Source organism: Nitrososphaera sp. AFS (assembly GCF_009898475.1).
Taxonomy (GTDB): Archaea; Thermoproteota; Nitrososphaeria; order Nitrososphaerales; family Nitrososphaeraceae; genus Nitrosopolaris.
This window is the reverse complement of record NZ_QURE01000076.1, coordinates 1-11356: the sequence shown is the minus strand read 5'-3', so window position 1 is coordinate 11356 and position 11356 is coordinate 1. Positions and strand designations below refer to the sequence as shown.

Annotated in this window: 12 protein-coding genes and 1 pseudogene; 11 read left to right on the top strand and 2 right to left on the bottom strand. The window is 36.3% G+C overall.

Going from position 1 to position 11356, the window contains the following annotated elements; genetic code table 11:
* The first annotated feature begins 261 nt into the window (after nucleotides 1–261).
* Nucleotides 262–549: a hypothetical protein gene (locus tag DYY65_RS08520; RefSeq protein ID WP_162477542.1), complete on the top strand. Its 288-nt coding sequence runs from the start codon at nucleotides 262–264 to the stop codon at nucleotides 547–549.
* Between the two features lie 62 nt (nucleotides 550–611).
* On the opposite strand, the gene DYY65_RS08515 is transcribed toward DYY65_RS08520, so the two are convergent.
* On the bottom strand, nucleotides 612–848 hold the full coding sequence (locus DYY65_RS08515; RefSeq protein WP_162477541.1) for a hypothetical protein: 237 nt from the start codon (nucleotides 846–848) through the stop codon (nucleotides 612–614).
* Nucleotides 849–1269: 421 nt separating this feature from the next.
* Between DYY65_RS08515 and DYY65_RS08510 the strand changes: the two genes are divergently transcribed.
* Nucleotides 1270–1557, top strand: coding sequence for a hypothetical protein (locus DYY65_RS08510; protein WP_162477540.1), 288 nt, complete (start codon nucleotides 1270–1272; stop codon nucleotides 1555–1557).
* Between the two features lie 109 nt (nucleotides 1558–1666).
* On the opposite strand, the gene DYY65_RS08505 is transcribed toward DYY65_RS08510, so the two are convergent.
* The gene (locus DYY65_RS08505) at nucleotides 1667–1897 is read right to left on the bottom strand and encodes a hypothetical protein (RefSeq protein WP_236561751.1); all 231 of its coding nucleotides are present in this window, start codon (nucleotides 1895–1897) and stop codon (nucleotides 1667–1669) included.
* 118 nt (nucleotides 1898–2015) lie between these two features.
* On the opposite strand from DYY65_RS08505, the gene DYY65_RS08500 reads away from it, so the two are divergent.
* The 9 genes and pseudogenes from DYY65_RS08500 to DYY65_RS08470 form a co-directional block, all read left to right on the top strand.
* Nucleotides 2016–2351, top strand: coding sequence for an FUN14 domain-containing protein (locus DYY65_RS08500; protein WP_162477538.1), 336 nt, complete (start codon nucleotides 2016–2018; stop codon nucleotides 2349–2351).
* A gap of 137 nt (nucleotides 2352–2488) precedes the next feature.
* Nucleotides 2489–3265 (top strand): AAA family ATPase, encoded by a 777-nt coding sequence (locus DYY65_RS08495; RefSeq protein ID WP_162477537.1) that lies wholly within the window; start codon nucleotides 2489–2491, stop codon nucleotides 3263–3265.
* A 373-nt stretch (nucleotides 3266–3638) separates the two neighbouring features.
* Nucleotides 3639–4841 (top strand): hypothetical protein, encoded by a 1203-nt coding sequence (locus tag DYY65_RS08490; RefSeq protein ID WP_162477536.1) that lies wholly within the window; start codon nucleotides 3639–3641, stop codon nucleotides 4839–4841.
* A 171-nt stretch (nucleotides 4842–5012) separates the two neighbouring features.
* Nucleotides 5013–6191 (top strand): type I restriction-modification system subunit M, encoded by a 1179-nt coding sequence (locus tag DYY65_RS12745; RefSeq protein WP_370519336.1) that lies wholly within the window; start codon nucleotides 5013–5015, stop codon nucleotides 6189–6191.
* Nucleotides 6166–6330, top strand: a pseudogene (locus DYY65_RS13040) (N-6 DNA methylase); the annotation flags it as partial. The gene DYY65_RS12745 and the pseudogene DYY65_RS13040, both read left to right, overlap by 26 nt.
* 3 nt (nucleotides 6331–6333) lie before the next feature.
* On the top strand, nucleotides 6334–6510 hold the full coding sequence (locus tag DYY65_RS12510) for a hypothetical protein (protein WP_236561750.1): 177 nt from the start codon (nucleotides 6334–6336) through the stop codon (nucleotides 6508–6510).
* A 156-nt stretch (nucleotides 6511–6666) separates the two neighbouring features.
* A complete protein-coding gene (locus DYY65_RS13035; RefSeq protein ID WP_370519335.1) occupies nucleotides 6667–7734 on the top strand; it encodes a restriction endonuclease subunit S in 1068 nt (355 codons plus the stop codon).
* Nucleotides 7731–10727 carry a type I restriction endonuclease subunit R gene (locus DYY65_RS08475; protein ID WP_162477534.1) on the top strand — a complete coding sequence of 999 codons (2997 nt, stop codon included), beginning with the start codon at nucleotides 7731–7733 and terminating at the stop codon, nucleotides 10725–10727. The genes DYY65_RS13035 and DYY65_RS08475 overlap by 4 nt, the downstream gene beginning before the upstream one ends.
* A 9-nt stretch (nucleotides 10728–10736) precedes the next feature.
* On the top strand, nucleotides 10737–11356 hold a 620-nt coding region (locus DYY65_RS08470), incomplete at its 3' end, for a M48 family metallopeptidase (RefSeq protein WP_162477533.1).

The window sequence follows — 11356 nt, the reverse complement described above, 5'->3', positions numbered from 1 at the left end:
AATTACTTGAATTAATCGGTCTTAGAGATTGGTACGTTAAACCAGGGCAGGAAAAGGATAAGATATTTGAGGATATATTCAAGGAATGAAATAGTATACAGTGTAGGCGTTTAGCCCCTCCTGGTTTGTATGTAAACATTACCTAATACGAAACTCTTTTAGTACTTGGTCAACTTTTCCAGTGGAAGCAGTAGAATAGAGGTAATAATGTTCTAGAACAGAGCCAACCTTGTGTTAGCAAAATTTGGAGACTTGTGATAAATGAAAGAGATTATTATAATAGTCCTAATCGCAGCAGCCTTGATGCTTTCAACTTCAATTATTCCAATGTCTTTAGCACAAGCCAAGGTGGGACTAAATCAAAGTCAAAATCAAACGCAAGGAAATCATACTGGCAAGAATAATTCGTCTATTCCAATAGCGCCTGGAGCATTAATCTATCCATCCTACAAGCCATGTAAGGATAACCCTGGCGTTCTATGCTCGATACCTCCAAAGCCACCGAAACCAATACCTCCAAACAACACAACTACCTTACCACCGTCATAGTTTGATGCAGCCAGACTGCATAATTAAGCACAACCAACTTACAGTACAACCATATTATGATATTAACATTCATCAAGCACGGAAAATACAAATGCAAACTGATATAATTCGAGTTTTGTGTCCTCAGTGAACTCTGGAGGAAGTTCATTTATGGTACCTTCTACCTCGGCTAGATCAAACTTTCCTTCTTTGAATAACTCGTAGAATATACAGACAACCCTTTTCTTATCGTCAACATGGGGATGGGCGGGATTCCTAACTGCTATTTTGATTTGCCTCAGTAACTCCTTGTTAAACATTAGCGCAAGTCCCTACAAGTGGTTATACATATTAACTACAAGTTGACCATTGAATCGGGAGTCGAAATGAAGATAAACGAATGGCCAACCTGTAGATTGTTAAACGGGCCTACTCAGCGGGTAGTAGACCAAGTAATGTATAGGTTGCTACTGATAGATGTATAGATTGCTACTGATAAACTCATAGATACTGGCAATGTGTTTATAGGTTGGTCAAATATGCCACCTAAAAATTCCTCTTATGGTTTTATTATGTTAAACCTCGCCTCTCCTTCCCTTTCGCGCTTTCCTTATTCCCTACCTCACATCTACCCGTTTAAGGCCATAATTTAGCAGCTGCGCAGCAAAACTTAGCTTCGATGCAGCAAAACTTAGCTTCGATGCTTATTTCACCTATCAATGAAAAACGTTGATAGTAAATATGCAATCAGTAGTTAGTCTAGACACCACCGACATTTACACCGACAAGAAACGGCCTTGTGCTAAGCTCCAAGAAAAGACAAGAAATTGCGTTTCTATGTTCCGGTCCCTACACGAAACGGTAGATGAAGTAATCGAAATAGGCAAACCTGAAGGTTTTACCCCCAAGGAGATAGGCCAGTTCATACGAAATGACAACAACAAACTATGGTGCAGTGTATCCATACACAATATCTCACAATATCATGATAATAGAGTAACTGTTGGGATTAGAAATGCTAATGTGTAATCTACAATCTTTGTTTAACAAAGAACAACAAGTAATAACGTAACAAGATGTCAGCTTTAGTAATTCAGTTCTTTTATGCGTTAGCCATAGAGGTTTTGCGGAGATGGCATTATTTCTTTGTGCCTCTTTTTTTTGGTTTTCGTTGCTCTTCATTCTCGTACCTTTCTACTACAGCAACCATTTTATTGTCTCGTACTTCCCATCTCCAAAGCAATTTATCCCTTGGTTTTAACTGCCATTGTCTTACCATAGACATTGGAACCGTGGTTCTCAATGATGCCGAATCTTTTGCGTTCTTAGCAAGAGCTGTAACTTCACCTTGAGCTGTAGAGTATGTCACTATCTTATGGTGAAGGTTCAAATTTATAAGGATATACCAATACACTGGCCACAACATTTATAGCTTGCATATACCACACCATTGGTATGCAGCACCGGAATTGCGCGCGTGAGAACCCATGAATATAGAGCATATTAGCCCTGTTGCTATGGCCGTAGGTGGCTTTCTGTCAGGAATCTTAATAGGATATGCATTGAAAAAGGTGGTAAAATTAGTTGCGGTAGTAGTCGGATTATTCTTTGCAGGTTTGGCTTGTCTTCAATACCAGCAAATATTAAATATAAACTGGAATAAACTTCAGACAGCATCACAAAACACATTATCAACACTTGCAAATTCAACAATGCAGATTCCAGGTTTTAGCAGTGATCATACAGCAGCTTTATCAAATTTAGGTATTCCATTAGCTGGAAGCCTATCTATGGGCATTGCAATTGGTTTTTTGAAAGGTTAGTTTGGTGATTGAACTTTTGGTGCTATTTTTCTACAGAAACAAAATGAAGGACAAAAGTAAGAGGGTAATGAAAAGTCCATTTGAAAAAGGATGTCTTCATTTATTTATTTGAAGTAAAAGGAGGAAGCTAGCTAGATATGAAATTGTTCGGACGTTGGAGAAAAAATGATGATAATGACATCGACATACCGGTTTCAAAACTCCAAGCCAACAGGGACAGTAAGCATTCCAAACAAGCAACGGGACAAAAAAAGACTAGTCTATTTGATAATATTGTTGGTTATGAAGACGTAAAAGAACTATATGAGATGGCCATAAAAGCAGAAAAACCTGTACATCTGCTTCTAGTCGGACCGCCGGCATCAGCCAAGTCATTATTTATGAGTTCGCTTACTAAACTGGAAAGGTCATATTATGCTGTTGGGAGCAGCTCTACAAAATCAGGTATATGCGATTACTTATTTGAATATAGACCAAGGTATTTCATCATAGACGAAATAGAGAAGATGAATAAAAGAGATCAGACAAGTCTGCTCAACCTGATGGAATCAGGTATTCTATCTGAACTTAAGCACAATCAAAAAAGAATGACACAACTAAAGACTTGGGTTTTTGCCTCATGTAACAGTACCGACAAATTATTACCTCCACTTTTAACCAGGTTCAAGGACATACATTTCAAGCCGTATACAGAACAAGAATTTGTCAACATTGTTGTAGAGATTTTAGATAGGGAGGAAGGAGTGGATAGAGATGTTGCTACCATGATTGCTGACGCTGTATTTAATAGGCTTAAAAGTACCAATATCAGAGAATGTATCAGAATAGCTAGGTTAGCGGGATCTGATAGGAATCTTGCTCAAGTAGATAGGATTATTGATATATTTGCTAAATACAACCCGCATGATAGTTAAACTTAGATTATAAAATAAAAAGGCTAAATATATCATTGAGTCTGAAACCAAAGAACACGTAATCGTCTTCCATAGTATTCTAAACCTCACAAACTTGCATTGATGCATCCGGAAAAAGTGAATAAACTTATCCTCTTTGCTTCAAATTGTGGTAGCAGAGATGACCTGTGGATAAGATGATGGCTGCTCGACATCAAAGAATGTAGCGAGGTGGAGACTCTATGAGAATAGAGGAATATATTTGCCTTGGATGTTCTGAATTGGAGGTTATTGTGTATTTAATGTTAGTATTTAGTGGGCTTGGCATTCATCTATTCTATTCTTAATTAATAGGTATTAATAACGAATCACTTCTCCTTCGGCTACTAGTGTATTGCCTAACGAAATAAGATTTCAAGAGTTAATAAATGAAATTTCTGAATTGAAACAACTTGACTGGAGAAATCCCAAATGTGAAGCGTGGGTAAGTAAGGTTTTGAGATTTCTTAAAACTGAATTTGGCGAAAACTCTGACTATTATAAGGAATTCTATGATATATCACATCCACCACTTTTTATAACTGCAGGCACTCCGGATCATGTTTTTCAGAAGAAATACCTTAGTAATCTTGAGAAGTGTCGAGTTAATTTGCAAATATTTTTGGAAGAGATCAAGGAACAAAATAAGCAAATTGTTTCTCCAATGAAGAAAGTTTCTGATACTGAAAGGAGCATGGAGGTAGTACTCGAACCGATATTTGGTGCACCTAAATACTCCATAAATGAACGCTTAGCCTTTGTGTTAATGCCAATTGGGGTAGACCTCGACAGGATCTATGAGAATATTATTGAGACTACTATCAAATCTAAGGGATTGGAATGCAGGAGAGCAGATGACTATAAAACGAATAGAGCAATAATGCAGGACATTTGGAAGGCCATCTGCGAATCCCGTGTGGTAGTCGCCGACATTACGGGGTTAAACCCCAATGTGATGTATGAATTAGGGATCTCACATACTGTCGGTAAACCCACGATTATTATCTACCAACGTAAAGAGAAAAATAAAATCAAATTCCCTTTTGATTTATCGCATATTCGAAGAATAGAATACGAGAACACCGCCACAGGTGGGAAAATACTAGAACAAGACCTTTCGAGTACACTGGATTTTGTACTTAGCGAACCAATCGCGAATCAAAATCCTAAGAGCATTGAGTTTGGTGTAGAAACGGATATGCGAATTTTGCCCTCTCTTATCGCCATATTCGGCGGTACGAATTCAACTGGTGGGTTAACATTCAATATTAGAAATATTGGTAAGGGGATAGCACAGCAAATCCATGTTACTATCTCTTTGAAAGAAAAACCCTCAGCCGGCCAAGTACAGAAAATTCAATTATTAGAGCCAGGGGAAGAAAAATCATACTTTGTGGAAGCGGGATATCCAACGCCTAAGCGGGGTGTAGACTATAAGAAAATCAATACCTATTATTTAGAAAATCAAACCACGGCGATTATAATCTTAGACTACAAGAATATTCTCGGTAAGAACTTCCACTACGAACAGGCATTAGATGTAACAGCCAAAATATGAGAACATTCTTAGTGACTCGTACGGCCCCTACTTCTACAAACTCATTTAAGTATTAACTACAACTATTATCTGTAAAAAAGCCTAAAAATAAGTGACTTAATAGTAGATTTAGGAACCTGGTGATCTAGGTTAGGAAAAACCAAGAGAGAATCATTAAAACCCTCTGAACAGATTAACTATTCGCTATTCAATCAGAAGATAACTTTTGAGTTTCTCAAGTCCCATCTTTGGAGTGCTGCTGACATTCTTAGAGGTTCATTAGATCCGAGCGAATATCGTCAACCAGTGATGACCATTCTGTTTATTAAAAGACTTAATGATACGTTTGAAGAAAATGCAGAAAAACTAATCAGTGAAGGTAAGAGTCAAAAAGAGGCATATGAGAATAGATTTAGACATCAATTCTTTATCCCTAAGGAAGCAAGATGGTCGGTTCTTTCTAAAGCATCAGAAAATATTGGACAGTTAATTGATGACGTATGTAGGATCATTGAAAGGGAAAATCGTGATTTGGATGGTGTTCTGACTAATACAAAATATAATGATAAACGGAAATATCCAGATGATAAACTTAGAAAGCTAATTTCTCATTTTAATTCACCTAGATTAAGGAACTCTGATTTAGAAAAGGAGGATATTTTCGGAGATGCGTATGAGTATCTTTTGGCGGAGTTTGCAGATGAGACCAAGAAAAAAGGGGGTGAATTTTTTACCCCCAGAGAGGTAGTCAGACTTTTGGTTAATCTTGTAGAACCCAAAGAGGGAATGAGAATCTGTGATCCAACTTGTGGATCTGGTGGTATGCTAATTGAATCAAGGAAATATGTAGAACTACATCATGGAAACCCTAGAGATTTAGTTTTAGAAGGCCAGGAAAGCAACTACGGCAATTTGGCTATGTGTAAGATGAATATGGTTCTACATGGAATAGAAGATTTTAACATAGAGTATGGAGATGTGTTGGGCAATCCAAAGCTAGTAGAAGGTGGCAAACTTAAGACATATGACAGAGTATTAGCTAATTTTCCTTTTAGTATGGATTGGGATAACAAGGTGGCAGCTAAAGATCCATACAATCGATTTAGATTTGGAATACCGCCTGAGAAAGATAAAGCTGATTTTGCATTTATTCAACACATGTTTTCAAGTCTGAACGTTAAAGGAAAGGCTGCCATTATCTGCTCACAGGGGGTTTTGTTTAGAGGTAATGAGGAACAAACAATTCGCAAAAATATTATTAAAGAGGATATAATTGAAGGAATCATTGCTCTTCCTCCAAAACTGTTCTACGGAACAGGTATACCAGGTTGTTTATTAATTCTGAATAGAAATAAATCACCAAAAAAATAAGATAATTTTCATTTATGCAGCAAAGGACTTTGAAGAAGGAAAGGTTCGCAACAAACTACGGGACTCAGATATAGGGAAGATAGTTTCTGCATTTAAGAATTATGAAAACGTTGATAGATATTGTCATATTGCAAACTTTGAGGTGTTAAAGGATAATGAATTTAATCTAAATGTTCCAAGGTATGTAGAAACTTCAGAACCTGGGAACCAAATCGATATTCAAGCAACAATCGATGAATTAAAAAAACTGGAGAATGAAAAACAAGAACTTGAAATACAAGTGGATGCAAATCTCAAAGAATTGGGATTTAGAGTCTGAATATGCAGGTTCATGAAAATAAATCTGAACTTGAAAGAATTCCTGCTGACTGGCATAACGCCAAACTAGAATCCTTTCTAAACCCCCCCGTCAGAAACATACAATGATCAAAGGAATGGACTTCCCTTTTTTCAAGGTGTAACAGATTTTGGAAATATAAATCCCAAAAGTAGAATTTGGTGTTCAGAACCAAGATCGACTGCTAGTAGTAATCAGATTTTATTTTCAGTACGTGCTCCAGTAGGTGAAGTAAACATAACAAATGTCGAATGTTGTATAGGAAGAGGCATAGCTGCATTGGAACCTGTCAATTCAGATCTGATTTATTGCTTTTACTTGCTTAAGTTTTATAAATCAAAATTTCTCAAAACTTCCCAAGGAACAACATTTGAAGCCATTAACCGCAAAGACATAGCTAATGGAACCTTCCCATTTACAAACAACATTCATGAACAACAGAAAATCGCCTCCATTCTTTCAAAAGTAGATGAACTAATCCAAAAAACAGACCAAGTCATCAAGCAAACTCAAAGGCTCAAGAAAGGTTTGATGCAGAGCTTATTGACAAAAGGAATTGGACACACTAGGTTTAAGACAACCTCGATTGGAATGATACCAGAAAGTTGGGTAGTAACAAAACTAAGACAAGTGGTACATTCATATAAGAACGGAATTTACAAAAGCTCACATTATCATGGGCATGGAACGCCCAATATTAGAATGTTCAATATCAATGATGGAAAAGTTGACACTGTAGGAGCACCTTTGCTGGAGGTCACTAAAAAAGAGGAGCTTGATTATAATCTACACATTGGAGATATATTGATTAACAGAGTGAATAGTGCGGATCTAGTAGCTAAAGCTGGTATAGTAGATCATGATTTAGGATCCGTTGTCTTTGATAGCATGATTATAAGACTAAGGACCCTGAACGAAAAATGCAATCCTTATTTTTTATCTTATTTTCTTATTTCGAAAAAATATTATGATCAGATCCATCCTGTAGTAAAACATGCAATAGGTCAATCCTCTATAAATCAAGACGATATCAACAATTTAGAATTCGCCCTACCGCCAATTAGGGAACAGCAAAAAATTATAACTATTATTTCAAATATTGATAACTGCATACAAAAGCGTCAATCCTACAAGCTGTTAATCGACAACCTCAAAATAGGTATAATGCAAAAACTCCTAACTGGGAAAATTAGGGTTAAAGTTTGAATACTGATATTTATGCACCAACTAGAAAAGAGGAATATGAGAAATCAGAGGAACCTGCAATACTACTTCTAAAACAATTAGGTTATGAATACAAAAACCAGACAGATTTAAACAAAGAAAGGAAAGACTTTCGTGAAGTGCTCCTTTATGACAGACTAAAAGCCGCAATTGAAAAACTCAATCCAGAATTTGACGAAGACGGAGTTTATGATGCATTATCAAAGATAAATGAATCCAATTTCCCTTATACCTACGATATAATGGATACTAATGAAAAGATTAGGGCAAAGCTAATTGGCCTTTCAAGGTCTGGCGGTCTAGAGCCTATTACTGTTACTCAGAACCTTGGTGCAGGCAACGAAGAGAGAACAGTAAGGTTTTTTGATTTTGACAATATCGAGAACAATAATTTTCTAGTCACAAATCAATTTCAGCTTTTTGGTTTAAAGCAGCCAATATTTCCTGATATTATTATTTTTGTAAACGGTATTCCTCTTGTAATAATTGAATGTAAATCCCCTTACATCAAAGATCCTATTCAGGAAGCTGTTGAAACTAATTTTGAAAGATATCAAAGCAGAGGTGCTGGATATGAGAGACTTATGTTTTACAATCATTTCCTAATCGCAACTAGTGGAATGCAGGCTAGACATGGCACCATAGGAGCGAGAATAAATCATTATTCTAGATGGTCTGAGGCCTATCCTCTAAAAGAAGAAGATATCCAAAAGATGTGTAATTTCAAACCAAGGGAGCAAGAGATTTTGATTGCGGGCATGCTTTCAAAATCGCACATTTTGGACCTTCTAAAGAATTATGTAATCTATGAAACTGAAAATAACAAGAAAATCAAAAAGATTGCAAAACATCAGCAGTATAGAGTAGTAAGTAAAGCAGTAGACAGACTCGATCTAAGCGATAAGGATATTGCACAAAAAGGAGGGATAATATGGCATACCCAAGGGTCAGGAAAGTCTCTTTCCATGTTGTGGCTTGCTACTCAGCTGATGTACAGATTTAGTAATCCTCCAATTGTAATAGTCACAGACAGAAAACAACTGGACGAACAAATAGAAGGAACGTTTAAAACATGCGGATTTCCAGATCCTATACGGGCAAAAACAAGAATACATCTTGAAGAACTTCTAAGTAATCCTAGGGGGAAAACAATTATGACTACAATACAAAAGTTTGGCTCTGAAGAAAGCCAGATCCATACAGAAGAAAAAGTAATTGCTCTTGTGGATGAAGCACATAGGACACAGTACAAGTGGAATGCTGCAGCAATGAGGAAAGCTATGCCAAATGCTGTATTTTTTGCTTTTACTGGTACCCCTATTGACAAAAAGAATCGAAGTACCTATCAGGTTTTTGGTCCTTTACTTGACAAATACTCCTTCGAAGAATCTAAGGAAGATGGAGCAACATTAAAGATAGTGTATGAAGGCAGAATGCCAGACTTATTCATAGAAGGAGATGAGACTATAGACCAAGTTTTTGAGAGAGTTTTTGTTAATCTGGATGAGGAGACTAAACAGAGACTTAAAAAAGAATATGTAACAAAAGAAAAAATTGGTGAAGCAGAAGCCAGGATAAGAAAGATATGTATTGATTTGGTTAATCATTTTACAAAGCATATCCAGCCCAATGGATACAAGGCAATGGTGGTTGCAGTTTCTAGAGAAGCTGCTGTAACGTACAAGAGAGAGCTAGATAGACTAAATGCCCCACGCTCAAAAATAATTATGACATCGAATCTTGGAGAAAAAGGTAAGGACGGAACAAGTTGGGATGAATTTTATTTAACACCACAACAACGTGAGGATGAGGCTGATAAATTCAAAAGTCCTGAAGATGATACCAAAATCCTAATCGTTGTAGATATGCTTCTTGTAGGCTATGATGTTCCCATAGTTCAAGTTTTGTATCTAGACAAGCCTCTCAAAGAACACACTCTGCTTCAGGCAATAGCAAGAGTGAATAGATTGTATGATACAGCAAAAACCTACGGATTAATAGTTGACTATTGTGGTATAACTAGGAATCTTCAGAAAGCTCTAGCTATATTTGAAGAGCAAGATGTCCAAGGAGCATTAGAACCATTAGAAAAAGAATTGGAGGAACTTAAAAATAGGCATATAGAAGCTATGTCCTTCTTTGCAGACATACAGGATAAAAATGATGACACAGCAATAGTTGAGAAGTTTGAATCAGCGAGTGTGAGAGAGGAATTTGAATATGCCTTCAAGATGTTTTCAAAAGCTTTGGATGTAATTCTTCCAAGAAAGGAAGCTGAACCATACAAGAATGATTTCAAATACTTGAGTGAGAAAAGGATGCTAATTAGAAATTTGTATGAACCTCCTGGTCATAGCTTGAAACTTGACGGCAAGAAGGTTCAGGAATTGATCGATGAATATGTGAGATCTCTACATATTGAAGGAGTCATGGAACAGAGAGAAGTAACATATGATAATTTTCTTGGATATGCCGCCAAATTCAAAACGGACAAGGCAAGAACTGCTCTAATCAAGAATAAGGCTAGGCAGATCATAAGCGAATTAGCTCCAACAAATCCCGCTTATTACGAAAAACTGAGGGAACGATTGGAGAAAATTATACAGCAGGAGGAAAAGCGCAGAAAAGATGATGCTAGCTATTTTAACGAAATGGCTCAAATTTATAATGAAGCACTTGATCAGGATAAGGAACGCAAGAAACTTGGTTTTTCAAATCAGTTTGAGTTTGCGCTTTTTGAGGAGTTGCAATCTAAAGATATAGAGGACGCTGAAATATCAGCCAAAGAAACTACAAAAACAATATTTAACAACATTGAGGAAGAGACTAACATAGTAGGTTGGAAGACAAAAAAAGGATCTGAGAAAAGAATCAGCGTGAGTATTTATGATGTATTAAGCAAGAATGGTTTCCAAGAAGACAAGATAAATGAACTCATTCCAAAAATTATCGAATTAGCAAGACGAACTCTTTGATAAGATAACATGATACCCAGTCCTAAACTGCAACTTCATTATGGCACAAAAACTATTGAATATTCTATCATTAAGAGCAAACGTATCAAGACCTCTGAAATTATTGTTGACGCAAATAGTGTTGTAGTACGAACACCATTTCATAAAACAACATCTGAAGTGCACGATATAATTAAAAAAAAGGTTGATTGGATCCTGAAGAAGCAGTTAGAATATAAGGTGAACAATTCACAAATTATCAAACCAACCTTTCAACATGGTTCAACCCTGCCTTATTTAGGAAAGAATTATCCACTTCATATCATAAGTAACCAAGAGACAGATGAAAAGATTAACTTTGTGAATGGAGAATTTTTAGTCCATATTAATAAGTTCAAGTATTCAAAGAAAAGGATCAAGTTGTTATATGAAGAATGGTTAGTAAATGTAGCTATTCCATTCATAGAAAGAAGAATGGAATTATACTCTAAAGAGTTAGGGGTAACACCACAAAAATTTAAACTCAAAATGCTTAGAAGCAGATGGGGTAGTATAACTATAGATGGAGCGATACATCTTAGTATAGACCTACTAAAAGCGCCTTATGACATTATTGATTATATGATATTACATGAACTTTGTCATCTTAG